The organism is Variovorax davisae, assembly GCF_030316845.1.
Classification (GTDB): Bacteria; Pseudomonadota; Gammaproteobacteria; order Burkholderiales; family Burkholderiaceae_C; genus Variovorax; species Variovorax davisae.
The window spans coordinates 74221-99138 of sequence record NZ_JASZYS010000008.1 but is presented as its reverse complement, the minus strand read 5'-3'; the positions used below and the strand labels follow the sequence as shown (position 1 = coordinate 99138).

Genomic DNA, 24918 nt, shown 5'->3' with positions numbered 1-24918 from the left:
CTAAAGAATGCATCCTGCATTTCATTGATTCCCAGTCCACAGGAGATTTCACTTGACCACTGCCACCGCCACCCTCACCGCCCCTTCCGATGTCGGCACCGCGCCCGCGGAAGGCCTGATCACCGACCAGGCGATCGCCGACGCCCGCGCCATGATCGGCCTGCACCTGCGGCCCGAAGGCCCGTACCTGCAGGACGCCACGGCCGACACCCTGCGCAACTGGTGCAACGGCATCGGCGACCTGAATCCGCTCTACCGCGACATCGGCTACGGCGCTGCCAGCCGCTACGGCACGATGCTCGCGCATCCAATGTTCCCGATGGCCTTCGGCTGGCTCGGCCGCACCCGCTGGGGCCTGCCGGGCGTGCACGGCTTCTATGCCGGCAACGACTGGGAGCTGATCCGCCACGTGCGCCCGGGCGACCGCATCACGCCGATCGAGCGGGTGGTCGGGGTCGAGGTCAAGGAAAGCAAGTTCTCCGGCCGGCTGGTGCTGCAGTACGTCGAGGCCTGCTACTTCAACCAGCGCGGCGAGCTGGTGGCGCGGGCGCTCGGCACCTGCACCCGCCATGAGCGCAAGGCGGCGCGCGACGCCGGCAAGTACAAGGAGATCGTCCAGCACGAATACACGAACGAGATGCACGACCGCATCGACCAGATGGTGCTGGACGAGCCCAGGAACATCCGCGGCGCCAACGTGCGCTACTGGGAAGAGGTGCAGGAAGGCGAGGAGCTGCCGACCATCGCGCGCGGCCCGCTGTCGCTGATGGACACCATGGGCTTCCTGGTCGGCTGCGGCCGCGGCCACACGCACGGCGTGGTGCTGCAGGCGGCGGTCAAGCACCCGGGCCATTTCTTCCGCAATCCCGAGGCCGGCGGCGGCGTCGAGTACACCGGCATCGGCCACCACCGCGAATCGGTGGCCAAGGAGGTCGGCGTGCCGGGCACCTACGACTACGGGCCGCAGCGCTCGTCGTGGATGTGCACGCTGGTCACCAACTGGATGGGCGACGCCGGCGTCATCAAGCGCGTGCGCACCGAGATGCGGCGCTTCAACATCGTCGGCGACACCACCTTCTGCAAGGCCAAGGTCGTGCGCAAGTACGTGAAGGACAAGACGGCGCTGGTCGACATCGAGATCGCCGCCGAGAACCAGCGCGGCGAAGTGACGACGCCGGGCATCGCCACCGTGGCGCTGCCGTCGCGCGACGTCCGGCTGCCGGCCTTCATCGACGGCTCCGGCGTCGACCTCGAGCTGCCGGTGATCCGCTGAGCGCCAGGCCCCGCAACTTCCGCGAAAGACCTCACATGCTGTTCGAAGAAGCGTCGCCATCCGCGGGGCTGCCCCTGGCGGGCTGCCGCGTGGTGGAACGGTCGCGCACGGTGGCGGCGGCCTACGCCGGCCGGCTGCTGGCCGCCATGGGTGCGCAGGTCGTCATGCTCGAGCCCGAGGCGGGTTCGCCGCTGCGGCAGGCGCCCCCGCTGCTGGAAGACACGGGCGAGAGCGCGCTGTTCGCCTACCTCTGCGTCGGCAAGCGCAGCCTGGTCTGCGACCCGCTCACGCCCGAGGGGCAGGCGGTGCTGGCGCGCGAGCTGGACGGGGCCGACATCCTGATCGACGACACGCCGGTGCGTTCGCGGGCCGCCGCGGGCCTCGACCCGGAGTCGATCCACCGGCGCTTCGCCAGCCTGGTCCACGTCAGCGTGCTGCCCTTCGGCGCCAGCGGCCCGAAGGCGCACTGGGACGGCGAGGAGGTGAACCTGCTGCATGCCGGGGGCGAGGGCTTCCTGCTGCCCAACGGCCTGTCGCACGAGCTGTTCCCGGACCGGCCGCCGCTCAAGATCTACGGCCACTTCGCCGGCTACCAGGGGGGCAGCACCGCGGTGACCTGCGCGCTCGCCGCCTGGTGGGCGGTGCCCGCGGCCGGCGGCCAGTATGTCGACGTGTCGGTGCAGGACGCGGTGCTCTCGGTGGGCGCCTTCGCCCTGCAGCGCCTGGGCGACGGTTCGCTCGAACACCGGACCACCCGCAGCTTCCGTTACGGCGGCGTGTTCGAGACGCTCGACGGCTACCTGGAGCTGCTCACGCTCGAGGACCGGCAGTGGGGTGCGCTGGTCGAGCTGCTCGGCCGCCCCGCCTGGGCCGGCGAAGAAGCCCTGCGCGACCCGCTCGAACGCAGCCGGCGCGGCGCCGAGATCAACGGCCACATCCGCGAATGGATGGCCGCCCACCGGGTCGAGGACATCGTCCGGCGGGCCCAGGAACTCGGCGTGCCGGCCGCCAAGTACCGCACGCCGGTGGAGGTGAGCGAAGGCGAGCACGAGCGCGCGCGCGGCCTGTTCGCGCCGGCGCTGCTCGAAAGCGGCGAGCCGGTCGACGTGCTGATGGCGCCGTTCCAGTTCCGATGCACGCCCCTGCAGCGCGGCGGCCGGGTGCCGGCGCTGGGCGAGATGGCGGCGGAGGCGACCGCATGACGCGCCCGCAGGCCCCGCTGGCCGGCGTGCGGATCGCGGACTTCACGATCCACGCGGCCGGCCCCTTCTGCACCCACCTGCTGTCCCAGCTCGGTGCCGAGTGCATCAAGATCGAGAGCCGCACGCGGCCCGACGCCTTTCGCAAGCCGCATGCGGTCTACGGCCGCATGCAGGCGGCGACCTTCGACCAGGTGTCGGCCAACAAGCTGTCGGTGCGGCTCAACCTCAAGCACCCCGAGGCGGTGGCGATCGCCAAGCGGATCGTCGCCCTCTCCGACATCGCCGCCGAGAGCTTCCGGCCCGGCGTGATGAAGCGCCTGGGCCTCGACTTCGAGGCCCTGCGCGAAGCCAGGCCGGACATCGTCCTGCTGTCGCTGTCCTCCTGCGGCCAGAGCGGCCCGGATTCGCACTTCGCCGGCTACGCGCCGCTGTTCGGCGCCTGGGGCGGGCTGGGCTGGATGAGCGGCTACAGCGACGGGCCGCCGGTGGAGATGCGCCACGTGATGGACCACTCGGCCGGCGTCCATGCGGCGGCGGCCACGCTGGCCGCGCTGCACCAGCGCCGCCGCACCGGCCGCGCGCAGCATGTGGACCTGGCCGCGCGCGAGGTGGCCTCGGCCATGATCGGCGACGCGCTGGTGCTGGCCAGCCGCGGCAGCACGCCGCTGCGGCCCGGCAACGGCGACGCGGCGATGGCGCCGCACGGCGTGTACGCCACCGGCCAGCCCGATCGCTGGCTGACCCTGGCGGTGCGCAGCGACCCCGAATGGGTCGCGCTGCTGGAGGTGCTCGCCCCGGAGATGCCGCAGGACCCGCGCTTCGCCACCGCGCCGGCACGCCGCAGCCGGCACGCCGAGATCGACGCCCTGCTCACCCGCTGGCTGGCCGGGCGCGACGCCGACCGGACCGCGGCGCAGCTGCAGCAGGCCGGCGTCTGCGCCCATGTGTCTTGGACCATGCAGGACGTGGCGGACGACCCGCACCTGCGCGAGCGCGGCGCGCTGGTCGAGGTCAGTGCGCCGGGCATCGAGCCGCGGCTGGCCGTGGGTGCGCCCGGGCGCTTCTCGGCCTCGGACGGCGTCGGCATCCGGCGCCTGACGCCGACGCTGGGGCAGGACGAGGACTATGTCTTCGGCGAACTGCTGGGCATCGACGCGGCCCGGCGCGCCGACCTGGTGGAGCGCGAGGTGATCCTGTAGAAACAGACCGACGAGGCGCCCGCGCGCCCTCTTTCAACGAACCCGAGGAATGCAAGAAATGACTTCGTCCATCTATCTCGTGCTGGACATGGAGAACGACCTCGTCCACGCGGACGGGCCGAACGGCAAGGCCGCCTACGGCGAGCAGGTGCGCGGCCGCCGCATCCTGGAGAACACCCGCGCGGCGCTGGACAAGGCCCGCGCCGCCAAGGTGCCGGTCGGCTTCGTGCGGGTCGGCTTCTCGCCGGACTACCGCGAATGCCCGCCCGATTCGCCGATCTTCTCGGGCGCGCGCAAGAACGGCATCTTCCAGCTCGGCAGCTGGGGCACCGAGGTCCATCCGGACCTCGGCCAGCAAGCCGGCGACTTCGACATCGTCAAGCACCGGGTCAGCCCGTTCTACAGCACCAGCCTGGAGGCGATCCTGCGCGCCCGGGGCATCCGGCGGATCTACTGCTCCGGCATCTCCACCAACGCGGTGGTCCAGGCCACCGTGCGCGAGGGCCACGACCGCGACTACGAGATCGTGGTGCTGGAGGACTGCTGCTGCGCGCTGTCGGCCGAGGAGCACGACGGCGCCATCCAGGGCCTGCGCCGCTTCTGCCGCCTGACGACGTCGCAGGACGTGGTGTTCGAGTGAGGCCCGCGGTGCGCATCGACCGCAGCCTGCTGTTCGTGCCGGGCCACCGCCCGGAGCGCTTCGACAAGGCCGCGGACAGCGGCAGCCACGCGCTGATCCTCGACCTCGAGGACGCCGTCGCGCCGGCCGACAAGGCGCAGGCGCGCGACCATGTCGCCGCCTGGCTGGCGGGCGGCCGCCCGGCCTTCGTGCGCGTCAACGCCCTGCCGACCGAATGGCACGCGGACGACCTGCGCATGCTGCAGGCGGCGCCCGCGGCGGGCCTGATGCTGCCCAAGGCGGATGCCGATTCGCTGGCGCGCACGGTCCGGGCCCTGCCCGGGCGCCGGGTCATCGCGCTGGTCGAGACCGTGGCCGGCTGGCTGTCGCTGGCGGCCATGGCACAAGTGGCCGGCCTGGAGCGCTTCGCCTTCGGCAGCGTCGATTTCGCCACCGAGAGCGGCATCGCCGACGAGGGCGAGGCACTGACGCCGGTGCGCATCCAGATCGTGCTGCAGTCCTGCCATGCCGGACTGGCGGCGCCGATCGACGGCGTCAGCCTGGCCTTCACCGACGAGGCGCGCATGCGCTCGGACGCGCTGCGCTCGCGCCAGCTCGGCTTCGGCGGCAAGCTGTGCATCCATCCGCGCCAGGTCGGCGCCGTGCATGCGGCCTTCCTGCCGACGCCGCAGGAGCAGCAGTGGGCGCTGGCGGTGCTGGCCGCCTCCGAGGCCAGCGGCGGCGCCGCGACCTCGCTGGCCGGCCAGATGATCGACCGGCCGGTGGTCGAGCGCGCGCAGCGGATCGTGGCCGACAGCCAGGCCGGCGGCGCCGCTTAGAATCCGGCCACCAGGAGGGGTTGCTTGCCCGGGGCGGCCTGCCCGGCAGCTCCAGTCAGGCTGCAGCAGATGGAATATCGAACCAAAGAAGAGCAGGTCGCGGACTACCTGCGCGAGAGGATCATCTCGGGCGTGTACTCGCGCGGCTCGCGCCTCAAGCAGGCGGAGATCGCCGAGCAGCTGCACCTGAGCATCACGCCCGTGCGCGAGGCCCTCAAGCTGCTGGCGGCCGAGGGCTATGTCAGCGGCGATTCCTACCGGGGTTCGCGGGTCGTGCCCTTCGATGCCGCGGCCTCCGGCGAGATCCTGAACCTGCGGCTGATGCTCGAGGCGCAGCTGGTGCGCGGCGCGGTCGAGAAAGTCACCTCCAAGGACATCGCCGAGCTGCACGCGCTGGCGGACGAATTCGCCAAGGCCTTCGAGACCGGCGACCGCGCCACGGCCCGCGGCGTCAACTACCGCTTCCACCGGCGCCTGTACGACTGCGCCAACATGCCCCAGACCCTGCATTTCGTGCAGATCCTGTGGGCGCGCTATCCCTTCGACCTGATCAACGCGGTCGAAGGCCGCGGCCAGGAGGCCGTCAAGGAGCACGACGAGATCCTGCAGGCGCTCACGACCGGCGACGCCTCGGCCGCCATGTTCGCGATGCGCAAGCACATCGAGTCGGGGTGGACGGTGCTGAAGTCGGTCTAGGCCCTGTCGTCCAGCGCGAAGCCGGTATCGAAGGTCGGCCGCACGTCCAGCGGCCGCGGGATCAGCCCCACCCGGTGGTAGAAGTCGGCGGTGCGCTGCTGGTCGGCGATCACCCTGGCGTCGATCGGCACCCACTTCTGCTGGCGCCGCTCGAACTGCAGCTTCGCGGCCTCGGGCGGAATGCCGATGATCTTCGCCAGCGTGGCCGAGAAGGCGTCGACGTTGCGGTACGACCAGTCCTGGGCCTTCACCACGCGGCGCAGGAAGTCCTGCAGCAGCGGCCGCTTGGCCGCGATCGCGGCGTCGGTCGCGGCCAGGTAGCTCAGGCCGGGCAACAGCCCGCGCCCGCTCACCAGCACCCGGGCATGGCCGCTGGTTTCCGCCAGGGCGGTGTAGGGCTCCCAGGTGGCCCAGGCGTCGACCGCGCCCTGGGTCAGGGCCAGCTTGGCATCGGCCGGGGCGAGGAAGCGCAGGTTCACGTCCTCCGGCTTCAAGCCGGCCGCAGTGATGGCCTTGAGGGTGACGTAGTGGCCGATCGAACCGCGGTTGGTCGCGATGCTCCTGCCCTTGAGGTCGGCCGCGGATTTCAGTGGCGAATCGGGGCGCACGAGCACGGCGGTGCCGTAGGCGTCGGAGCGGTTGGCGCCGATCGCCTTGACGCGCGTGCCGGCCGCCAGCGCGAAGATCAGCGGCGCGTCGCCGATCGGGCCCGAGTCCACGGCCGCCGCATTGAGCGCCTCGGCCAGCGGCGCGGCGGCCGGGAACTCCGACCACTGGATGTCGTAGCCCAGGCCCTCCAGCCCGCCCGCGGCCTCGAGCAGCGCCCGCAGCCCGCCCTTCTGGTCGCCGGCCTTGAGCACCGGGCGCGACTGGGCGCGCAGGGCGGCGGCCGGCAAGGCGAGCGCGGCAGCGGCCGCGAGCGAATGGGTGATGAACTGGCGGCGCGGTGCGCGGATCATGATGAAGAACTCCTTGAAGATGGAAGGCGGATGAAGGAACTCAATGGACGAAGCCGCCCTTGAGGAAGCGCACCGGCTCGGCGTCCATGCGGGCGATGAGTGCGCCGAGGCCGTCGCCCGGCGGCGCGGCCGGCGCGCTGCGGCTGCCGGCCTCGGTGCGGCACAGCAGGTCGTCTTCCGACCAGGCCGCCTGGCCCGGCGCACCGAGCGCGCGCAGCCAGCCGTCGCGATCGACCAGCCACTGCGTGCCGGCCAGCGCGGTGGTGCCGGCGATCAGCGAGAACGCGTGCCAGGCGGCGCTCGACTCGGCGACGCATTCGCCGCCGGCGCCCGACGCCGCCTCGTCCCCGCGGCGCAGCAGCACCGTGACCACGCGCGGGTCCTCGCGCAGCGCGGCCTGGGGCGTGCCGGCCGCCACGATGCGCAGCCGCTGGCCGCGCCAGCTCGCCAGCCGGCGCGGCGGCCGGGCTTCGCAGCGCACCTCGACATCGGGCAGGCCCACGGGCCCGGCCCAGGCACCGGTCGCGCGCAGGCTCTGGCCGGCGGCCTGGGCCTTCATGAAGTCGATCAGCGCCCAGGCGTCGGCGTCGCCGAGCTGGGCGAAGGCGGGCATGGTCGCAGCGCCATGGCGATCCTGCATGCCATGCAGCAGGCGCCAGAGCAGCTCGCCATCGGCGCGCCGCCAGAGCAGCGGGCCGGCCAGGTCCGGCGGCCAGACCGGCTGCGCCGCCGCGAGCGGGCCCTGGCCGCGCCCGTCGACGCCATGGCAGGCGACGCAGTGCTGCGCATAGAGCTCGCCGCCGCGCGCGATCGACACCGCGTCGAAGCCGGTCGGCGAGCGGTGGAAGCTGGTCGGAACCGCCGGCACGAACAGCACCGAGGCCTGAGGCCACGGCGCGGCGACGAGCAGCAGCGGCACCGCCGCGACCAAGAACCAGCGCGGCTTGCGCCAGAGCGCCGCGAGCCCCAGCGCCAGCGCCGCGAGCGCCAGCACGAGCAGCGTCAGGGCCAGTCGCCGGGCCTGGCCGGCGTCGATCAGCAGGTGCTCGCCCGACAGCCGCAGCGCCCAGGGCCAGGCCGCCTGGCCATGGCTGGTGCCGGCCAGGCCGGCCCAGGCCAGCAGCCCGAGCAGGCCTTCCTGCGCCCTCTGCAGACACCCGACCAGCGGATCCAGCCACCCGGCATCCGGCGTGCGGATCACCGCGGCGTCACCAGGTCGCGTCGAGGCCGAGGTGCCGCAGCGCCTCGTGCCGCAGCGCCGCCAGCCGCGGGTGGCCGCGATGCCGGGGGTACGGCAGGTCGACCACCAGCTCCGCCGTGATGCGCGCCGGCCGGTCGCTCAGCACGATCACGCGGTTGGCGAGGAACAGGGCCTCTTCCACGTCGTGCGTGACCAGCAGCGCCGAGAAGCCGGCACGCTGCCACAGGTTCACCAGCTCGCTCTGCATCGCGATGCGCGTGAGCGAATCCAGCTTGCCCAGCGGCTCGTCGAGCACCAGCAACTGCGGATCGTTGACCAGCGCGCGCGCCAGCGCCACCCGCTGCGCCATGCCGCCCGAGAGCTGGTGCGGAAAGCTCTTCGCGAAGTCGCCGAGCCCGACCAGCGCCAGCGCGTCGTCGACGCGTCCGCGCTGCGTCTTCAGCAGTCCGCGCGCCTGCAGGCCCAGCGCCACGTTGTCCCAGACGCTGCGCCAGGGGTAGAGCGTCGGGTCCTGGAATACGACGATGCGCGAGGGATCGGGCCGCGCGATCGGGGCATCGCCCTGCGTGATGCGGCCGGTGGTCGCCGGCTCGAGCCCGGCCACCAGCCGCAGCAAGGTCGACTTGCCGCAGCCGCTGGGCCCCAGCAGCGCGACGAACTCGCCGGCGCGCACCTGCAGGTCGATGCCGTCGAGCACCTGCAGCACGCCGCCCTGCTGCTGCCTGAACCAGTGGCTGACCGCCTGGATGTCGATCCGCGCGCCGGCCTGCGCGACGGTGGCGGCGCTCACCATTTGACCGTCCCCTTCTGCCACGACAGCGCGCGGTCGCGCACCTTGAACAGCAGCGTGATCAGGCCCGAGCACAGCACCGCCATCACCAGCAGCGCCGCGTACATGTTCGGGTAGGCGGCCCAGCCCTGGGCCCACTGCAGGTACCAGCCGAGGCCGGCCTTGACGCCCATCATCTCGGCCGTCACCAGCACCGAGAAGGAAGCCCCCAGCCCCATGAACAGGCCGACGAAGACCTGCGGCAGCGCCGCCGGCACCGCCACCCGCAGCACCAGGAACCATTCGCTCGCGCCCAGCGTGCGGGCGACGTCGTAGTAGCTCTTGTTCACCGAGGCCACCCCCGACCAGGTCAGCACCGCCACCGGGAAGAAGGTGGCGAGCCCGACCAGGAACACGGCCGCGGCATAGCTCGACGGCGCGAAGAAGAAGGCCAGCGGCAGCAGCGCCGAGGCCGGCACCGGGCCGAGGAAGCGCAGCACCGGATGCACCCAGTAGCCGGCGATGCGCGACCAGCCGATCCACACGCCGATGGCGAAGCCGACCCCCGCGCCCAGCACGAAGCCGTGGGCCAGCAGGCGCAGCGAATGCGCGGTCGACAGGCCCAGCCGCGCCCAGTCCTCGACGGCGACGTCGAACAGGGTTTGCGGCGGCGCGAAGAAGGGTGGCGGCAGCAGGCCGAGCTTGGCGGTCAGCGCTTCCCAGAGCGCGAGCAGCAGCGGCGCGGCGACCAGCCACTGGCCGGCCGGGCGCAGCGTGCGCCCGAGCCGTCCGGCGCGGGCGCCGAGCAGGGCCACCACCCCGAGTGCGACCGCGACGGCGATCGCGCCGATGCCGAACTCCTGCGTGAAGTTCCAGTCGCTGAAGCCGACCTCGCGATTGGGCCACCAGACCGTCAGCACGCCGAGCGCCAGCCAGGCGGCCGCGGCGACGAGGCCGGTGCGCCAGACGCCGGCCGCGGCGGGCGGCTCCAGCACGGCGGGCGTGGCGGCGGGCTGCGCGTCGCGCCGCGCCGGCAGGCGCGCGGGCGGCGCCGGCGCGCGCGGCGGTGCGCCGAGGATGTTCCCGGCCGTCGTCATGCCAGCACGTCCACCGACACGTGGTTGGCGAGCCGCGCCGGATCGGTGCTCGACTTCAGCACGCCGACCGAGCGGAAGTCGCGGGCATAGAACTCGACCTCGTCGCGCAGGTTCTTGCCGACCGGGTGATGCGCGTGGGTCAGCGTGCCGAGCAGCGCCTGCAAGTCCTCGACCGGCACCTTCGGCGAATACTTCGCGAACAGCCTGGCCGACTCGTTCGGGTTCTCGGCCACGAAGTCCGAGGCCTGCACGATAGCGCGCACCAGCGCCGCCACCACCGGCCGGTCCTTCCGCACCAGTTCGCCGCGGGCGCCGACGATGCAGCAGACCTTGTCCTTGTACTCGCCGGAGAGGTTCGATGCCAGCTCCTGGTAGCGCCCCTTGTTGCGCTTCTCGATCAGGTACAGCGTCGGGTCGCCGTCCGCGATCGCCTGGATCTCGCCCTTGTTGACCGCGATGTCGAGCAGGTCGGCAGGGTACTGGCGCCAGGTGACGTCGCGGTCGGCATCGATGCCGTTCTTCTTCAGCAGGATCGAGAAGAAGTTCTTGCCCGGGCTCGCGATGTCCGACACGCCGATGGTCTTGCCCTTGAGCTTCTGCAGGTCGGTGACGCCGGCCTCCTTGACGCCGACCAGGCGCACGCAGCCGCCGTGCGAGCTGCCGACGATCTTGACGTCGAAGCCCGATTCGAGCGGCTTGAGCCAGCGGTGGATCATGCCGACCGCCGCATCGGCCTTGGCGGTGGCGAGCGATTCGAGCAGCTGGTCGGTCGATCCCGTGTAGTTGATCAGGTCGACCTGCAGGCCGTTCTTCTCGAAGATGCCGCGCTCCTGCGCCACCACCACGGGCGAGAGGCAGAAGGCGGAGGCGTTCCAGGCGAAGGTCAGCTTGCGCTGCTGCGACCAGGCGCGGGTGGCGATCAGGCCGCTGGCGGCGACGACGGCAGCGGCACCGCCGGCACGCAGCACGCGGCGGCGGGACAAGGAAGGGTTGTTCATGGCGTTGTGGACTCTCTGGTTCCGGTTCAGTCAAGCAGTTCGGGCTCGGCCTCGACCAGCCCTTCGTAGAGGCTCTCGAACGCATGCAGCGCGCCCTCGGGGCCGCCGATCTGCTGGTGGGTGTGGCGCGCCACCGCGTCGTCGATCGCCTGCGGCGTGCCGGCCGCCTCGGCCAGCAGCTGCGTGTGGCAGGCGTTGTCGAGCGCGATGTACCACCAGGCGGCGGCTTCCACGCTCGGGCCGGCGCTCAGGATGCCGTGGTTCTTGAGGATCGCGCCCTTGCGTCCGCCCAGCGCCCGGGCGATGCGCAGGCCCTCGCTCTCGTCGACCACCATGCCGGTGAAGTCGTCGAACAGGGCGTGGTCGTCGTGGAACACGCAGCCGTCCTGGGTCAGCGTGTCGAGCTTGCGGCCCAGGGTCGACCAGGCCTTGCCGTAGGTCGAATGCGTGTGGGCGGCGGCGATGACCTGCGGGTCGTGCTCGTGGATCGCGGCATGGATCGCGAAGGCCGCCTTGTTGAGCGGGCGCTCGCCGACCACGGTCTCGCCCGCCGCATTGACCAGCAGCAGGTCCGACACCTTGATGCGCGAGAAATGCACGCCCAGCGGATTGACCCAGAAGTGGTCCGTCAGTTCGGGGTCGCGCGCCGTGATGTGGCCTGCCAGCCCCTGCGCGAAGCCGAAGCGGGCGAACAGGCGGAAGGCCCCCGCCAGCCGCTCCTGCCGGTGGCGGCGCTCGGCTTCCAGGCCGCTGCGCGGTGCCGGCGGATCGAACCAGTACTTGCGCTGCGGGTTCGGGTTCAGGGCCAGCCGGCCGCGGCTGCGCTCCCCGCTGCGGTCGATGTCGAGTACGGCGCTCATGCGGTTCCTTCGGGCACGTGGATGCACGGCGGGCTCAAGCGGCCTGGCGCTGCGCGGCCACGCGCTGCGCCACCAGCTCGCGGGTGCGCGGGATCAGCTCGCGGCCGTAGTCGATCGCGTCCTCCAGCGGGTCGAAGCCGCGGATCAGGAAGGTGGTCACGCCGAGCGCGTGGTAGTCGAGCAGCGCATCGGCCACCTGCTCCGGGGTGCCGACCAGCGCGGTGCTGTTCGAACGGCCGCCGATCTCCTGTGCGACCGCGGTCCACAGCCGCTTGTCGAGCCGCGTGCCTTGCTCGGCGGCGGCCAGCAGGCGCTTGGCGCCTTCGCTCTGCAGCGGGCCGCCGCGGCCGAAGCCCTGCACCACGCGCAGGCGGCGAGTCTCGGCCAGGATGCCGTCGGCGCGCTCCCAGGCCTTGGCCTCGGTCTCGGCCAGGATGGGGCGGAACGAGACCGAGAAGCGCACCTGGCGCCCGTGGCGGGCGGCCTCGGCGCGGACGCGGCCGGTGAGCTCGCGCGCCTGGGCCAGCGACTCGCCCCACAGCGCGTAGACGTCCGCATGCTTGCCGGCCACCGGGATCGCGGCCTCCGAGGCGCCGCCGAAATACACCGGCACGTGCGGCCTGCCGTTCAGCGTCTGCACCGGCTTGACTTCGGAGAAGGCGTCCTTGAAGCGGTAGTGCGCGCCTTCGTGGTCGAAGGGCTTGTCGGCGGTCCAGACCTTGCGCAGCACCTCCAGGTATTCGTCGGTGCGCGCATAGCGCTGGTCGTGGTCGAGCCAGTCGCCGTCGCGCTTCTGCTCGTCGTCGGAGCCGCCCGAGATGTAGTGCACGCCGAGCCGGCCGCCGCTGAACTGGTCGAGCGAGGCGAACTGGCGCGCGGCCAGCGTCGGACTCACGAAGCCGGGGCGATGCGCCAGCATGAAGTGGATGCGCTCGGTCACCGAGGCGGCATAGGCCACGGTCAGGGTGGCGTCGGGGCTGGTGGAGTGGTGCGGCACCAGGACCCGGTCGAAGCCGGCCTGCTCGTGCGCCTGGGCGAAGGCGCGCACGTAGTCGCGGTCGATGGCGGGGCCGCGCGCGGGATGGATCTCGGAGACCTTCTGGGCCTGGATCATGCCGATGAATTCAATGTCGCTCATGTCGTTGCGTCCTGGGATGAAGAGAGAGTCAAAGGCCGGCTCAGGGCGGCGTCGAAGCTGCGGTCCCACAGCGGCGCCACGTCGGCCGGGCCGTCGAGCACGCCGAGCTTCAGGAAGGTGTCGGCCACCTCCTGGTGGCTGCGCACCGCGGCCGGGCTGACCGGGCCCAGCGCGTAGTCGTTGCTGCGGCCGTTGAAGAGCTCGATGATGTCGCCCACCGGCACCCGGGTCTCGGCCGACTGCGCCTTCGCGTAGTCGAGGTAGTTGGCGTTGGCCCAGGCGTAGGCGCGCTGCAGGCGCAGCAGGAAGTCCGTGATCGCGGCATGGCGCAGCGGGTCGTCCACCGCGCGCGGATTGGCATAGACCGGGAAGTTGCCCGACAGGTAGCCCTTGCCGGTCTTGATGATCCGGGCCCCGTGCTGGGTGCGCGCCAGCTGGCCGTTGTAGCCGTAGATGGCCCAGGCATCGAGGTCGCCGCGGGCGAAGGCCGACAGCCCGTCGGCCGGGCTCAGATTGATCGGCTGGATGTCGTTGAAAGACAGCCCCGCCTCCGCCAGCTGCTTGCTCAGGTAGTAGTGCGCGGTGGTGGCCCGCACATAGCCCACGCGCTTGCCCTTGAAGTCGGCGATGGTCCTGATCGGCGCATCCTTGCGCGCCAGCGTCGCCTGGTTGTTCAGGTCCTCGTGGATCACGGCGATGAAGCGCACCCTGGCCCTCTGCCGGGCGGCGAAGACGGCGGGGATCTCGCTGCCCGAGCCCAGGTCCAGCGCGTCGCCCTGGATCGCCTCGATGTGCAGCACGCCGTTGTTGAGCTCGCGCCAATCGATCCTGTAGGGCGTGCGGCCCTGGCCCGAGGCCTCGAGCAACGGGCGCCAGAGGCCCTTGTAGGTGCCGATGCGCAGCGTCAGCCCCGAGAACTCCGGGGCCGCCGCGCGGACCCGCGTGCCGGCGGCGCCGAGGGCGGCGGCGGCGCCCGCCGACTGCAGCCAGCGGCGGCGCGACCAGGCGGTGGAAGTGGCGTGGCGAGGCAATGTCATGGACGCCGACCGTAAGGCGCCGGCGCCCGAAAGCGAAGGCATGAAATCGAGTTTGGATATGCGGCTTGCGTCGTTGGCCGCGCGCGCCCCGGCCGCTAAGGTGCCGAGCCATGAGTTCCCAAGCCCTGCGCCGCCTGCCGGTGCCGCCCCACGAGGACGCCGCGCTGCTCGCGCGCCTGTCTGCCCGCTTCGCCGCCACGGCGGCCGACCACGACCGCAGCGGCGCCTTCCCGCGCGACAACTTCGCCGCGCTGCAGGCGCACGGCCTGATCGCCCTGGTCGCGCCGCGCGAACACGGCGGCGGCGGCGGCTCGCTCGAAGCGGCGCGCCGGGTGCTCGCCGCGGTGGCGTACGGCGAGCCGGCGACCGCGCTGATCCTGACCATGAGCTGGCTGCAGCAGCATGCGATCGGCCGCAGCGACAGCCGCTGGCCGGCCCACCTGCGCGAGCGCGTGCTGCGCGACGCCGTGCGCGATGGCGCCTTGATCAACGCCCTGCGCGTGGAGCCCGCGCTGGGATCGCCCGCCCGCGGCGGCCTGCCCGCCACGACCGCGCGCCGCGACGGCGACCGATGGAAACTGGACGGCCACAAGCTCTACACCACCGGCATCGAGGGCCTGCGCTGGCTGTCGGTGTGGGGCCGCACGGACGAACCGGCGCCGCGGGTCGGCGTCTTCCTGGTGCCGCGCGACGCGCCGGGCGTTCGCGTGGTCGCGAGCTGGGACCACCTGGGCCTGCGCGCATCCGGCAGCCACGAAGTGATCTTCGAGGACGTCGCGATCCCGCTCGACCATGCGGTCGACCTGCGGGCGCCGGCCGAATGGGCGCCCGACGCCGGCAGCCAGACCGACGTCGATGCCCATGCGGCGCAGCAGGCCTGGATGGTGGTGCTGCTGGGCACGCTCTACGACGCGGTGGCGCGGGCCGCGCGCGACTGGCTGCTCGGCTTCCTCAAGCACCGGGCCCCCGGCAGCCTGGGCGCGCCGCTGGCCAGCCTGCCGCGGGTGCAGGAGACGGTCGGCGAGATCGAGGCCCTGCTGCGCACCAACCGCGTGCTGCTCGACGATGCCGCCGCCGAGGTCGACGCCGGCCACGCGCCTTCGGCGGCCGACAGCGGCCTGCTGAAGTACACGGTCACGACCCAGGCGATCCGTGCGGTCGAGCTGGCGCTGCAATCGAGCGGCAACCACGGCCTGACGCGCCACAACCCGCTCGAGCGGCACTACCGCGACGTGCTGTGCAGCCGCATCCACACGCCGCAGAACGACGCCATCCTGGTGGGCGCGGGCCAGCGCGCCCTGGGCGCCGCGACCGCGCGATGAGCGCGGCGCCGCTGCGCGATTTCGTCGCCGACTTCGCCCGCCTGCTCGACCGGCGCCCGGACGAAGCCGACCTCCTCGAAGCCGGCGGCAGCCTGCTGCGCCGGCTGGTGGCGCGCGACGACTGGCTGCCGCAAGCCTTCGCGCGGCCCGATCCCGCGCGCTACCAGCAGTACCTGCTGCATGCCGATGCGGCCGGGCGCTTCTCGGTCGTGAGCTTCGTCTGGGGGCCCGGCCAGGCCACGCCGGTGCATGACCACACGGTGTGGGGCCTCATCGGCATGCTGCGCGGCGCCGAGTACAGCCAGCCCTATCGCGCGCAGGACGGCCTGATGAAGGCCGACGGGCCGCCGGTGCGGCTCGAGCCGGGCGATGTCGAGGCGGTGTCGCCCACGGTGGGCGACGTGCATCGCGTCCACAACGCCTTCGACGACCGGGTGTCGATCAGCATCCATGTCTACGGCGCCGACATCGGCACCGTGCAGCGCCATACTTACCCCGCCGGCGGCGGGCGCAAGCCCTTCGTCTCGGGCTATGCCAACACCCTGCTTCCCGATCTCCCCACCCCATGACCGTCGCCACCGCATTCCCCACCCTGTCCTTCGCCGACGTTCGGGCGCAGCTGCTCGCGCAGCACGAGATCGCCCTGCTCGACGTGCGCGAAGAAGACCCGTTCGCGCAGGCCCATCCGCTGTGGGCCGCGAACCTGCCGCTGTCGAGGCTCGAACTCGACGCCTGGCGGCGCATTCCGCGCCGCGACACCCTCATCGTTCTCTACGGAGCGCACGCGGGCGCCGATCTCGCACCGCTGGCCGCCAGCCGGCTCGCCACGCTGGGCTACACACGCGTCCATCTGCTCGAAGGCGGCCTCGATGGCTGGCGGCGCGCGGGCGGCGAGCTGTTCCGCGACGTCAACGTGCCGAGCAAGGCCTTCGGGGAACTGGTCGAGCACGAGCGCCACACGCCCTCCCTCTCGGCGCAGGAGGTCCGGGCGCTGATCGATGCGCGCGCCGACGTCGTGGTGCTCGACGCACGGCGCTTCGACGAATACCGCACCATGAGCATTCCGACCGCGACCAGCGTGCCCGGCGCCGAACTGGTGCTGCGGGTGCGCGAGCTGGCGCCCGACCCGGCCACGCGGGTGATCGTCAACTGCGCGGGTCGCACGCGCAGCATCATCGGCACGCAGTCGCTGGTCAACGCGGGCATCCCCAATCCGGTGGCGGCCCTGCGCAACGGCACCATCGGCTGGAAGCTCGCCGGGCAGCTGCTGGACCACGAAGCCGCGCGCCAGGCACCCGCCCCGGGCGAGGCGAATCGCGCCCTCGCCCAGGCCGGTGCGCAGGACGTGGCCCGGCGCGCCGGCGTGCGCTGGATCGGCCTCGACGCCCTCCCCACGCTCGATGCGCCGGATCGCAGCGTCTACCGCTTCGACGTGCGGACGCCGCAGGAATACGAGGCCGGCCACCTGCCGGGCTTCGCCAGCGCGCCCGGTGGCCAGCTGGTGCAGGAGACCGACCACCAGGTGCCGGTGCGCGGGGCGCGCATCGTGCTGGCCGACGACGACGGCGTGCGGGCGCCGATGACGGCCTCGTGGCTGGCGCAGATGGGATGGGAGGTCTACGTCACCGAGCCGCAGCCCGCGGCGGCACGCAGTGCCATCGGTGCGGCGCCGGCGGCGCATCCCGCCGCGCCGCCGGTGGCGGAGGTCTCGCCGGCCGACTTGGCACAGGCCCTGCGGGCCGCGCCGGGCGACCTCGCGGTGATCGATGTCACGGCCAGCCTCCAGCACGCGAAGCGCCATATCCCGGGGGCCTGGTTCGCGATCCGCGCGCAACTGGCGCAGGCGCTGGACGCGATCCCGCCCGCGCGCCGCTACGTCCTGACCTGCGGCAGCAGCCTGCTGGCGCGCTTCGCCGCCGCCGACCTGCGGGCAGCGCTCGCGGCCCGCGGCAGCGCGGCCGAGGTGGCCGTGCTCGCAGGCGGCAACAGCGCATGGTTCGCGGCCGGCCTGCCGGCCGAGACCGGCCTGCTGCGCACTGCGACGCCGGCCACCGACCGCTACCGCCGGCCGTATGAAGGCACCGATGCGCCCGCCGAGGCGATGCAGGCCTATCTGGACTGGGAGTTCGGCCTGGTCGCGCAGCTGGCCGCCGACGGCACGCACGGGTTCCGCGTGCTCTGAGCCGTCAGAGCCGCGCCAGCTCGGGCCCGCCCTGGGGGCCGAACCAGGCGCGGCGATAAGCCTCCCGGGCCGCGCGCTCGGCGTTGGCATCGCCCTGGCGGCGCTCGACCTCGGCCAGGCCGGCCAGCGCCCAGCCGTTGTTGCGGACCCGGGCCAGCGACTCCCTGAACGCCTGTTCGGCCGCGTCGAGCTGGCCCTGGCGCAGCCGGACCGAGCCCAGCGATTGCCGCACCGGGTAATACCAGTAGGGCGGCTCGGTATAGGCCAGCGCGTCTTCGATGGCGACCGCCTCGGTGTAGGCCTTGGCGGCCGCATCGAGGTCGCCCGTGGCATCGGCCAGCCGCCCGGTGGCGACCCATCCCGCGGTGCGCACGATGTCCTTGGCTGGCAGTCCCCAGGGCTCGAAGGGCTTGAAGTCGGCCGTGCGCTCGATCGCGGCGATGGCGTCGATCTCGCGCTGCGCCCCGGCCTTGTCCTTGCGCTGCGCGTAGGCGACGGCGCGCGCGTAGTGGTACATGGTCGACACCAGCACCACGTCGTCGGCCGGCGGCGCCAGCTTCAGGATCGTGTCCGGGTCGCTGAACTGGGCGCGCGTCGTGTAGTGCGCTCCCTTGATCGGCTGCAGGATCGGGAACATCTTCACCAATTCGGCCGGCACCGCGGCGTCGAGCTTCGCGGCCGCATCGATCGCCGTGGCGCCGTCGCCGCCCATCTGCGCCGAGACCATCACGAAGTGGATGTTGTGCGGGTAGTAGGCGGTCTTGTAGAGCGGGTCCGACGGCGAGCTCTTGAAGTAGGTCTCGTCGACCTGGATCGCACGGCGATTGACCTCCAGCGACTCGCGGTACATGCCCACCCGGTAGTAGATGTGCGCGGGCATGTGGACCAGATGGCCGGCGCCGGGCACCAGCGCGCCCAGCCGCTTCGCGTAGGGCAGCGCCCGGTCCGGCTGGGTCGACGCCTCCACCGCGTGGATGTACAGGTGGATGGCGCCCGGGTGGGTGTTGTTGCGCTTCAGCACCGTCTCCAGGGTCGCGACGATCTCGGCGCCGCGTCCCTTCGGCTCGGCGCCGCCGGCCTGCCAGTAGTCCCAGGGCTGCGTGTCCATGGCGGCTTCGGCGTACAGCACCTGAAGCGTGTCGTCGGTCGGGAATCTGGCGGCCACGGCCTTCATGGCGTCCGCATAGGCGCCATCCAGCGCGCTGCGGTCGGGCGGCGCGTCGGCGGCGTAGCGCTTCTCGAGCGCGCCGATCAGCATCTGCTCCAGCTCGCTCGCCCGCCCCTTGAGCGCCACCGCCTTCGCCAGCGCGGCCAGCGCCGACGCATTGGCCTCGGGCATCATCGGCACATTGATGTTCGGGCCCAGCACCAGCGCCTCGCCCCAGAAGCACATGGCGCAATCGGGATCGAGCTGCTGCGCCGCCTGGAACGCGCGCTGCGCCTCGGCGTGGTTGAAGCCGAAGGACAGCCGCAGTCCCTGGTTGAAATAGGCCTGGGCCTTGGGGTTGCGGGTGCTGATCGAAAATGCCAGCGTGCCGAGGTTGGCGTACAGCGGCACCGTCCCGGCGGCCGCCTGCATCGGCACCGGCTGGAAGGGGGCGGTCTCACTCTTGACCCGGACCAGCGCCTTGAGCAGCGCCGGCGGCGCGCTGGCCACCGGCCCGCAGACGCCGCCCGACAGCAGGGGATCGAAGGGCGGTGCCTGCTGCCGCCCGGCGCCGACCCCGTCGGGCAGCAGCAGGCCGGTGCCTGCAACGACGACGGCAACCGCCGGCAACACCCGGCGACGGATCAGGAAGCAGTGGTGCGATGGCATGGCATTCCCCCTCTGGTCAAAGAGGCGGGACCTGCGATGGGTGCTCGGCTGGCCCCGTCGGTCGATGAGCGGATCGATGCAAAAATTCTGGCAGCCGGCCGCATGCTGTGCAATAGCCCATTGGCAATGCAAATCAACCGGCGTACAACCATGCGTGAACTCCCGAGGAGCGCGCCATGAACCCACTTGCCGCCAGCAGCGTGACCTGCATGTTGCCCGTGAAGGATCTGGCGCGGGCCCGCCAGTTCTACGAACAGGCGCTCGGCCTGGAGCCGCTGGGGGCCAAGCCGGACGGCAAGTTCATCTACCGCTGCGGCGGCACCGAACTGGCCCTGTTCCCGAAGCCCGAGGGCACCAAGGCCGAGCACACGGCCCTGAGCTTCCGGGTGGCGCAGATCGACCAGGCGGTGGCCGCGCTGTCAGAGCGCGGCGTGCGCTTCGCGGACTACGACCTGCCCGGGTTGAAGACCGTGGACCACGTTTGCGTGCTGGGGTCCGAGAAGGCGGCCTGGTTCGAGGACCCGGAAGGGAACATCCTCTGCCTGCACGAGGACCTGGACTGAGCGCCTAGTGGCCGTCCTCGATATTGAGCACCTTCCCCAACCCCAGGAAGTAATTGGCGAACGCCAGCAGCGCCGCCGTCACCGCGATGTAGACGGCCGAGAGCGCCGCCAGGGTCGGATCGGCGAACTCGCGGACATAGTTGTACATGGCCACCGGCAGCGTCTGCGTGTCCTGGGTCGTCACGAAGAGCGATGCGGTGAATTCGCTGAACGACATGATGGCGGCGAACAGCCAGCCGCCGAAGAGCCCCGGCGCCAGCAGCGGCACCGTGACCGTGATGAGCACCTTCACCGGCGACGCGCCCAGGCTGGCCGCCGCCTGCTCCAGCCGTTCGTCCAGGTTCTCCATGGACACATAGACGCTGCGCAGCACGAAGGGCAGCACCAGCATCACGTGGCACAGGATGACGATGCCGTAGCCGCGTTGCACCGAGGTCTGCGACACCAGGATGAGCAGGCCCAGCCCGAGCGTGAAATGCGGCACCACCAGCGGCGAATGCAGGATCGCGAGGAGAAGCTGCTTGCCTTTGAATTCCAGCCGCTTCACCGCGATGGACAGGCAGGTGCCGATCACCAGGGCCAGGAAGGAAGACCAGCCGGTGACGACCATGCTGGAGCGGAATCCTTCCTGGAAATCCGGATAGCTGAACACCCGCGCGAACCACTTGAGCGAATACGATTCTGGCGGAAAGGCGAGGATCGCCTTCTCGTTGAAGGCGGCGATCGTCACCACCACCACCGGCAGCAGCACGAAGCCCAGCAGGATGGCGATCAGCAGCGGCCCGGCCACACGCAGCGCCAGCGGCAGGGAGCTTCGGATTTTCATGTCAGTGTCCTCCAAAGGCCTTCAGGCGCTTGGTCAGCAGCCCGAGGGCAAAGAGCGCCGCGACCGTCATCATCAGACCCATCACGCTCAGGCTGGCCGCCAGCGGAAAGTTCATCGACGAGAAGCCGAGCTGGTAGACCAGTGTCGACACCGTCGGCACGCGGCCGCCGCCGATCATCTGGGGCGTCGCGAAGGCACTGAAGGTCCAGGCGAAGGCGGTCGTGATGCTGGCCAGGATGCCCGGCATCGACAGCGGCAGCGTGACCGTGACGAAGGTCCTGACCGGGCCGGCGCCCAGGCTTTGCGCGGCCTTCTCGTAGTCGCGGTCGATGTGCGAGATCGCCGTGGCGAGCATCAGCACCACCACCGGAATCGTCACGTGCACCAGCGCGACCAGCACGCCCAGGTGCGTGAACATGAGCTCGAACGGCCATTCGATCAGGCCGAGCTTTCGCAAGGTGCCGTTGATGAAGCCGTTGCTGCCCAACACGGCGATCCAGGAGTAGGTCCGGACGATCTCGCCCAGGAACAGCGGCGTGATCGACACGATCAGGATGAAGGACTTGAGCGCCCGGTTCTTCACCCGGACCAGGACGTAGGCCAGCGGATAGGCGGCGAGCAGCGAGAAGACCGTGGTCTCCACGCTCAGCAGCAAGGTGTTGGCGAACGCATCGAGATAGATCGACTTGCCCATGCCGGTGAAATTGGCGAACGTGAGCCCGCCGACATCCAGCGAGCCAGGAACGAAGCTCCTGAAGCTGAACTGGAACACCGCGGCCAGCGACACGGCGATGCCCATCGCCACAATGACGGCCGGGGAGACCAGCCAGGCCCGTAGATCGGAGCGCATTCCTGAACCTTGTTGCTGAGACCCGACGGGGTCAGTTCATCACGTTTTCGGTGAACCACTTGCGCCACTCCGCCGTCTTCTCGGCGCGCAGCTTGTTGTCGATGACGATGGTCTGGCTGTCCCACTGCGCCTTGGTGGTGAACACGCCGGGCAGCTTGGCGTCTTCGGCCGAGACCGTTGCGTTGTCGACCACCGGGCTGGCCTTCTTCGAAGCCACGATCTTCGACTGCACCTCGGGCGACAGCGCGATGTTCAGGAACTTGTAGGCCAGGTCGGTCTTGGTGCTGCCCTTCATGATGGCCATGGTGTCGACGCCGAGCACGGCGCCTTCCTTCGGCATGACCACCTTGACCGGCACGCCCTGGCTGGCCATGTGGTACGCGTTCATCGAGAGAATGACCTCCACCGGCGTTTCCCCGGTGGCGATCAGCTGCTGCGCGTTGGCGTCGTTGGTATAGAAGGCCTTGAAGTTGGGCTTGAGCGCCTTGAGCTTGTCCTGGCCTTTTTCCCACGACGCGGCATCGCCGCCCGACAGCATCGCGGACACCGCGATCAGGTGGCTGGGGTCGAAGTCGGGGGCGCTGAGCTTGCCCTTGAGGGCCGGGTTCCACAGGTCGTTCCAGCTCTCGAACTTGACGCTGGGCGGCAGCAGGTCGGGCCGGTAGCCGATGGAATACACATAGGCCCAGCTCCCGATGTGGTACGGGCTGATCTTCGCACGCTCGACCAGCCGGCTGGCGTTCGGGATCTTGCTGTTGTCGAGCTGTTCGAACAGGTCGCCGTTGACGTAGAGCCAGCCGACATGCGAAGTCGTGAAAGTGATGTCGCTTTCAGGCTTGGAGGCAAGCTTGGCCTTGTTCAGGCGGTCGATGGTGCCGCCGGTCACGTACTTCACCGGGACGCCGGTCTGTTTCGTGAACTCGCGGCCGATGTTCTCGTCGATGAGGTCGCGGAAGCTGCCGCCCCAGGTGCTGACCACCAGGGCGTTGTCCTGCGAGTAGGCCGACGTGGCTGCCAGCGTGGCGGAGAGCATGCACAGTGTCAAAAGCTTGCGAATCATTGAAAACCCTCGAATCGAAAAGTTGAAGTTGGTCGGAGCTGCCATCCGTCGGTGAGTCGCCTGGCGATGCAAGCATCACGCCAGCACCAGGGTCACTCACTTCAGCGACCGGATGATGTGGAACTCAAGACTTGCGGCCAAGTCGCCTTTTACTTAGAGGTGCCTCGCTTTTCCTGATGGGCGAGGGTCGCCGGGCAACGCTCGGAAATTCCTAAACGGTCGCCCGGAAAAAACAAATGGCTCCGATCGCCGGCGCCGATGACGATCGCCGTTCCCGTCATCAGCGCCAGCCAACATGAAACACACCCGCATCCGCCCTTTCAATACCAAGCTCACCTACCCGGAACAGAAGCTCGACAACGACCTCTGCCAAGCCGTTGTCGCCCGAGGCAGCATGGTCTTCCTGCGCGGGCAGATCGGACAGAACCTCGAGACCTCCGAGAGCGTCTGCATCGGCGATGTCAGCGGTCAGGCGGAGCAGGCCATGGCGAACATCGCGATGCTGCTCGAGGAGGCCGGCGGCGAGCTCCAGGACATCTGCAAGATCACGATCTACATCGTCGATCCGCGTTACCGCGAGGCCGTGTATCTCGTCGTCGGCCGCTGGCTGAAGGGGGTTTTCCCGGTGTCCACGGGCATCGTGGTGTCCGCCCTCGCCCGCCCGGAATGGCTGGTGGAAATCGATGCCACCGCGATGATCCCGGACTGAGCCCCATGACTTTTTCCATCATCGCGCGCTGCCCCGCCACCGGGCAGTTCGGTGCCGCCGTGGCCTCGTCCTCCCCCGCGGTCGCCGCACGCTGCATCCGCGGGCGCAAGGGCGTGGGCGCCGCCGCCAGCCAGAACATCACCGATCCGGACCTGGGCCCGCTCGCCCTGGACCTGCTCGCCGGCGGACGGACGCCGGCGCAAGCGCTGGCCGAGTTGCAGCAGCGCCCCTTCATCGACTACCGCCAGCTGATGGCCATCGACGCGTCGAACCCGCCGGTGGTCTTCACCGGCGCCCAGGCGCTCGGCACGCTGGCCAGCGTGGTCGGCACGCATGCGGCCTGCGCCGGCAACATGCTGCGCACGCGCGAGGTGCCGCAGGCGATGCTCTCGGCCTTCGAGAGCGCCGAAGGCCCGCTGGCCGAACGCCTGATGCAGGCCATGCTCGCCGGCCAGGCGGCCGGCGGCGAAGAAGGTCCCGTGCACTCGGCCGGCCTGCTGGTCTACGGAGAGCAGAACTGGCCGATCGTGGACCTGCGGCTGGACTGGGTGGAGCGCGATCCGGTGCAGGCCCTCCACGCGACCTGGAAGGTCTACGAACCTCAGCTGCAGGCCTATATCACGCGGGCGCTCGACCCGCGCGCCGCCCCGAGCTTCGGGGTGCCTGGAAACCTCTGAAGGGCCACCGCTACACTGGACTTTTGACGTCACGTGCCGTTCTGCGGCCACTCCCTACCCCGACATGCTCAACCGCGTTTCCTTGCGTCAGATGGAGTATTTCGTCGCCACCGCAACCCACGGCAGCATCGCCGCGGCGTCGGCGCAGATCCACATCTCCTCGCCCTCGATCTCCGCGGCCATCGCCCATCTCGAGTCCGAACTGAACGTGCAGTTGTTCGTCCGCCATCCTTCCAAGGGGCTCGGGCTCACCGCCATCGGCACCCAGGTGCTGCGGCAATGCGAAGACGTGCTCGACCAGTCTTCCCGCCTGTACGAGATCGCCTCGGATTCGAGCGACGTCATGCAGGGCGTCTTGCGGGTGGGCAGCTTCCAGTCGCTCACCGCCATGATCGCGCCCGAAGTGATCTTCGGATTTTCCCGCGCGTTCGAGACGGTGGACGTGGAGATGGTCGAAGGCGACCAGGTGGTGCTGATGAACAAGCTGCGTGCGCTAGAGATCGACCTGGCGATCACCTACGACCTGCACCTGGGCGAGGACATCGAGTTCGAAACCCTGGCGACGCTGCCGCCGTACGTGCTGGTGAGCGAGCTGCATCCATTGGCGCAGGAGAAGGCCGTCACCTTCGAGGAGCTGGCGGGCCAGCCCTTCGTGCTGCTGGACCTGCCGATGAGCCGGGAGTATTTCACCTCGCTGTTCGCCAAGGCCGGCGTCACGCCGAACATCGTGGCGCGCTCGCGCTCCGAGGAGGTGGTGCGGTCCATGGTGGCCAACGGCATCGGCTATGCGCTGTTCAACGTGCGGCCCAAGTCGAACCAGGCGCTCGACGGCAAGCGCATGGTGCGGGTGCGCCTGGCCGGCGCCCATCGCCCGATGCAGCTGGGCCTGGCCACCTACAAGCCGATGAAGCAGTCGCGACTGACCCGCGTCTTCATGGAGCGCTGTCGCGCCTACATCTCCGACCAGTACATCCCCGGCATGAGCGCGGCGAGTTTCTTCGACCCTCACATCACCGCGCCCTGAAG

At 70.7% G+C, this 24918-nt stretch carries 25 protein-coding genes; 13 read left to right on the top strand and 12 right to left on the bottom strand.

Annotation, left to right across the window (positions count from 1 at the left end; all coding sequences use genetic code 11):
- The first annotated feature begins 52 nt into the window (after positions 1-52).
- From QTI33_RS19345 to QTI33_RS19320, 6 genes are all read left to right on the top strand, one after another.
- Entirely contained in the window at positions 53-1273 is a 1221-nt protein-coding gene (locus QTI33_RS19345) for an FAS1-like dehydratase domain-containing protein (protein WP_286507869.1), read from the top strand.
- Between the two features lie 35 nt (positions 1274-1308).
- Positions 1309-2475 carry a CoA transferase gene (locus tag QTI33_RS19340; protein WP_286507868.1) on the top strand — a complete coding sequence of 389 codons (1167 nt, stop codon included), beginning with the start codon at positions 1309-1311 and terminating at the stop codon, positions 2473-2475.
- Positions 2472-3674, top strand: a complete 1203-nt coding sequence (locus tag QTI33_RS19335) for a CaiB/BaiF CoA transferase family protein (protein ID WP_286507867.1) — start codon at positions 2472-2474, stop codon at positions 3672-3674. The genes QTI33_RS19340 and QTI33_RS19335 overlap by 4 nt, the downstream gene beginning before the upstream one ends.
- 58 nt (positions 3675-3732) lie before the next feature.
- Entirely contained in the window at positions 3733-4314 is a 582-nt protein-coding gene (locus tag QTI33_RS19330; RefSeq protein WP_286507866.1) for a cysteine hydrolase family protein, read from the top strand.
- A gap of 8 nt (positions 4315-4322) precedes the next feature.
- Positions 4323-5132 carry an HpcH/HpaI aldolase/citrate lyase family protein gene (locus QTI33_RS19325; RefSeq protein WP_286507865.1) on the top strand — a complete coding sequence of 270 codons (810 nt, stop codon included), beginning with the start codon at positions 4323-4325 and terminating at the stop codon, positions 5130-5132.
- Between the two features lie 69 nt (positions 5133-5201).
- The gene (locus tag QTI33_RS19320) at positions 5202-5828 is read left to right on the top strand and encodes a GntR family transcriptional regulator (protein ID WP_286507864.1); all 627 of its coding nucleotides are present in this window, start codon (positions 5202-5204) and stop codon (positions 5826-5828) included.
- Here QTI33_RS19320 and QTI33_RS19315 read toward each other — a convergent pair.
- From QTI33_RS19315 to QTI33_RS19280, 8 genes are read right to left on the bottom strand one after another with little or no spacing between them, the layout of a single operon-like run.
- On the bottom strand, positions 5825-6787 hold the full coding sequence (locus QTI33_RS19315) for an ABC transporter substrate-binding protein (protein WP_286507863.1): 963 nt from the start codon (positions 6785-6787) through the stop codon (positions 5825-5827). The two genes, QTI33_RS19320 and QTI33_RS19315, sit on opposite strands and share 4 nt — an antisense overlap.
- A 40-nt stretch (positions 6788-6827) precedes the next feature.
- Positions 6828-7988: a c-type cytochrome gene (locus QTI33_RS19310; RefSeq protein ID WP_286507862.1), complete on the bottom strand. Its 1161-nt coding sequence runs from the start codon at positions 7986-7988 to the stop codon at positions 6828-6830.
- A gap of 7 nt (positions 7989-7995) precedes the next feature.
- Positions 7996-8781 carry an ABC transporter ATP-binding protein gene (locus QTI33_RS19305; RefSeq protein WP_286507861.1) on the bottom strand — a complete coding sequence of 262 codons (786 nt, stop codon included), beginning with the start codon at positions 8779-8781 and terminating at the stop codon, positions 7996-7998.
- On the bottom strand, positions 8775-9854 hold the full coding sequence (locus QTI33_RS19300; protein WP_286507860.1) for an ABC transporter permease: 1080 nt from the start codon (positions 9852-9854) through the stop codon (positions 8775-8777). The genes QTI33_RS19305 and QTI33_RS19300 overlap by 7 nt, the downstream gene beginning before the upstream one ends.
- Entirely contained in the window at positions 9851-10852 is a 1002-nt protein-coding gene (locus QTI33_RS19295) for an ABC transporter substrate-binding protein (protein ID WP_286507859.1), read from the bottom strand. The genes QTI33_RS19300 and QTI33_RS19295 overlap by 4 nt, the downstream gene beginning before the upstream one ends.
- A 26-nt stretch (positions 10853-10878) precedes the next feature.
- Positions 10879-11712, bottom strand: a complete 834-nt coding sequence (locus QTI33_RS19290; protein ID WP_286507858.1) for a class II aldolase/adducin family protein — start codon at positions 11710-11712, stop codon at positions 10879-10881.
- Positions 11713-11746: 34 nt separating this feature from the next.
- Complete coding sequence (locus QTI33_RS19285; protein ID WP_286507857.1) at positions 11747-12850, bottom strand: LLM class flavin-dependent oxidoreductase; 1104 nt, start codon at positions 12848-12850, stop codon at positions 11747-11749.
- Positions 12847-13887 carry an ABC transporter substrate-binding protein gene (locus QTI33_RS19280; RefSeq protein WP_286507856.1) on the bottom strand — a complete coding sequence of 347 codons (1041 nt, stop codon included), beginning with the start codon at positions 13885-13887 and terminating at the stop codon, positions 12847-12849. Before QTI33_RS19280 ends, QTI33_RS19285 begins: the two co-directional genes overlap by 4 nt.
- A gap of 110 nt (positions 13888-13997) precedes the next feature.
- Between QTI33_RS19280 and QTI33_RS19275 the strand changes: the two genes are divergently transcribed.
- The 3 genes from QTI33_RS19275 to QTI33_RS19265 are packed head-to-tail and all read left to right on the top strand — an operon-like array spanning position 13998 to position 17391.
- Positions 13998-15209: an acyl-CoA dehydrogenase family protein gene (locus QTI33_RS19275; RefSeq protein ID WP_286507855.1), complete on the top strand. Its 1212-nt coding sequence runs from the start codon at positions 13998-14000 to the stop codon at positions 15207-15209.
- Complete coding sequence (locus tag QTI33_RS19270) at positions 15206-15778, top strand: cysteine dioxygenase family protein (RefSeq protein ID WP_286507854.1); 573 nt, start codon at positions 15206-15208, stop codon at positions 15776-15778. The genes QTI33_RS19275 and QTI33_RS19270 overlap by 4 nt, the downstream gene beginning before the upstream one ends.
- Positions 15775-17391, top strand: coding sequence for a rhodanese-like domain-containing protein (locus tag QTI33_RS19265; protein WP_286507853.1), 1617 nt, complete (start codon positions 15775-15777; stop codon positions 17389-17391). The genes QTI33_RS19270 and QTI33_RS19265 overlap by 4 nt, the downstream gene beginning before the upstream one ends.
- A 4-nt stretch (positions 17392-17395) precedes the next feature.
- Here the strand turns inward: QTI33_RS19265 and QTI33_RS19260 are convergent, their stop codons facing one another.
- A complete protein-coding gene (locus QTI33_RS19260) occupies positions 17396-19207 on the bottom strand; it encodes a tetratricopeptide repeat protein (protein WP_286507852.1) in 1812 nt (603 codons plus the stop codon).
- A 176-nt stretch (positions 19208-19383) separates the two neighbouring features.
- On the opposite strand from QTI33_RS19260, the gene QTI33_RS19255 reads away from it, so the two are divergent.
- Complete coding sequence (locus tag QTI33_RS19255) at positions 19384-19770, top strand: VOC family protein (protein WP_286507851.1); 387 nt, start codon at positions 19384-19386, stop codon at positions 19768-19770.
- A 4-nt stretch (positions 19771-19774) separates the two neighbouring features.
- Here QTI33_RS19255 and QTI33_RS19250 read toward each other — a convergent pair whose 3' ends face one another.
- Genes QTI33_RS19250 through QTI33_RS19240 form a run of 3 tightly spaced genes read right to left on the bottom strand, consistent with a single transcriptional unit; the run spans position 19775 to position 22506 of the window.
- Complete coding sequence (locus QTI33_RS19250; protein WP_286507850.1) at positions 19775-20596, bottom strand: ABC transporter permease; 822 nt, start codon at positions 20594-20596, stop codon at positions 19775-19777.
- A 1-nt stretch (position 20597) separates the two neighbouring features.
- On the bottom strand, positions 20598-21446 hold the full coding sequence (locus QTI33_RS19245) for an ABC transporter permease (RefSeq protein ID WP_286507849.1): 849 nt from the start codon (positions 21444-21446) through the stop codon (positions 20598-20600).
- Positions 21447-21477: 31 nt separating this feature from the next.
- Positions 21478-22506 (bottom strand): ABC transporter substrate-binding protein, encoded by a 1029-nt coding sequence (locus QTI33_RS19240; protein WP_286507848.1) that lies wholly within the window; start codon positions 22504-22506, stop codon positions 21478-21480.
- Between the two features lie 295 nt (positions 22507-22801).
- On the opposite strand from QTI33_RS19240, the gene QTI33_RS19235 reads away from it, so the two are divergent.
- The 3 genes from QTI33_RS19235 to QTI33_RS19225 all read left to right on the top strand — a co-directional run bounded on the left by QTI33_RS19235 (position 22802) and on the right by QTI33_RS19225 (position 24916).
- Positions 22802-23215, top strand: coding sequence for a RidA family protein (locus tag QTI33_RS19235; RefSeq protein ID WP_286507847.1), 414 nt, complete (start codon positions 22802-22804; stop codon positions 23213-23215).
- A 5-nt stretch (positions 23216-23220) separates the two neighbouring features.
- Positions 23221-23892: a DUF1028 domain-containing protein gene (locus QTI33_RS19230; protein ID WP_286507846.1), complete on the top strand. Its 672-nt coding sequence runs from the start codon at positions 23221-23223 to the stop codon at positions 23890-23892.
- Positions 23893-23956: 64 nt separating this feature from the next.
- Positions 23957-24916: a LysR substrate-binding domain-containing protein gene (locus QTI33_RS19225; RefSeq protein ID WP_286507844.1), complete on the top strand. Its 960-nt coding sequence runs from the start codon at positions 23957-23959 to the stop codon at positions 24914-24916.
- Positions 24917-24918 lie beyond the last annotated feature (2 nt).

Bases quoted from the DNA above. Each gene is read 5' to 3' on its own strand.
- QTI33_RS19340 (WP_286507868.1), top strand. From the start codon at position 1,309: ATGCTGTTCGAAGAAGCGTCGCCATCCGCGGGGCTGCCCCTGGCGGGC.
- QTI33_RS19335 (WP_286507867.1), top strand. From the start codon at position 2,472: ATGACGCGCCCGCAGGCCCCGCTGGCCGGCGTGCGGATCGCGGACTTC.
- QTI33_RS19330 (WP_286507866.1), top strand. From the start codon at position 3,733: ATGACTTCGTCCATCTATCTCGTGCTGGACATGGAGAACGACCTCGTC.
- QTI33_RS19320 (WP_286507864.1), top strand. From the start codon at position 5,202: ATGGAATATCGAACCAAAGAAGAGCAGGTCGCGGACTACCTGCGCGAG.
- QTI33_RS19315 (WP_286507863.1), bottom strand. From the start codon at position 6,787: ATGATCCGCGCACCGCGCCGCCAGTTCATCACCCATTCGCTCGCGGCC.
- QTI33_RS19305 (WP_286507861.1), bottom strand. From the start codon at position 8,781: ATGGTGAGCGCCGCCACCGTCGCGCAGGCCGGCGCGCGGATCGACATC.
- QTI33_RS19300 (WP_286507860.1), bottom strand. From the start codon at position 9,854: ATGACGACGGCCGGGAACATCCTCGGCGCACCGCCGCGCGCGCCGGCG.
- QTI33_RS19295 (WP_286507859.1), bottom strand. From the start codon at position 10,852: ATGAACAACCCTTCCTTGTCCCGCCGCCGCGTGCTGCGTGCCGGCGGT.
- QTI33_RS19290 (WP_286507858.1), bottom strand. From the start codon at position 11,712: ATGAGCGCCGTACTCGACATCGACCGCAGCGGGGAGCGCAGCCGCGGC.
- QTI33_RS19285 (WP_286507857.1), bottom strand. From the start codon at position 12,850: ATGAGCGACATTGAATTCATCGGCATGATCCAGGCCCAGAAGGTCTCC.
- QTI33_RS19280 (WP_286507856.1), bottom strand. From the start codon at position 13,887: ATGACATTGCCTCGCCACGCCACTTCCACCGCCTGGTCGCGCCGCCGC.
- QTI33_RS19275 (WP_286507855.1), top strand. From the start codon at position 13,998: ATGAGTTCCCAAGCCCTGCGCCGCCTGCCGGTGCCGCCCCACGAGGAC.
- QTI33_RS19270 (WP_286507854.1), top strand. From the start codon at position 15,206: ATGAGCGCGGCGCCGCTGCGCGATTTCGTCGCCGACTTCGCCCGCCTG.
- QTI33_RS19265 (WP_286507853.1), top strand. From the start codon at position 15,775: ATGACCGTCGCCACCGCATTCCCCACCCTGTCCTTCGCCGACGTTCGG.
- QTI33_RS19260 (WP_286507852.1), bottom strand. From the start codon at position 19,207: ATGCCATCGCACCACTGCTTCCTGATCCGTCGCCGGGTGTTGCCGGCG.
- QTI33_RS19255 (WP_286507851.1), top strand. From the start codon at position 19,384: ATGAACCCACTTGCCGCCAGCAGCGTGACCTGCATGTTGCCCGTGAAG.
- QTI33_RS19250 (WP_286507850.1), bottom strand. From the start codon at position 20,596: ATGAAAATCCGAAGCTCCCTGCCGCTGGCGCTGCGTGTGGCCGGGCCG.
- QTI33_RS19245 (WP_286507849.1), bottom strand. From the start codon at position 21,446: ATGCGCTCCGATCTACGGGCCTGGCTGGTCTCCCCGGCCGTCATTGTG.
- QTI33_RS19240 (WP_286507848.1), bottom strand. From the start codon at position 22,506: ATGATTCGCAAGCTTTTGACACTGTGCATGCTCTCCGCCACGCTGGCA.
- QTI33_RS19235 (WP_286507847.1), top strand. From the start codon at position 22,802: ATGAAACACACCCGCATCCGCCCTTTCAATACCAAGCTCACCTACCCG.
- QTI33_RS19230 (WP_286507846.1), top strand. From the start codon at position 23,221: ATGACTTTTTCCATCATCGCGCGCTGCCCCGCCACCGGGCAGTTCGGT.
- QTI33_RS19225 (WP_286507844.1), top strand. From the start codon at position 23,957: ATGCTCAACCGCGTTTCCTTGCGTCAGATGGAGTATTTCGTCGCCACC.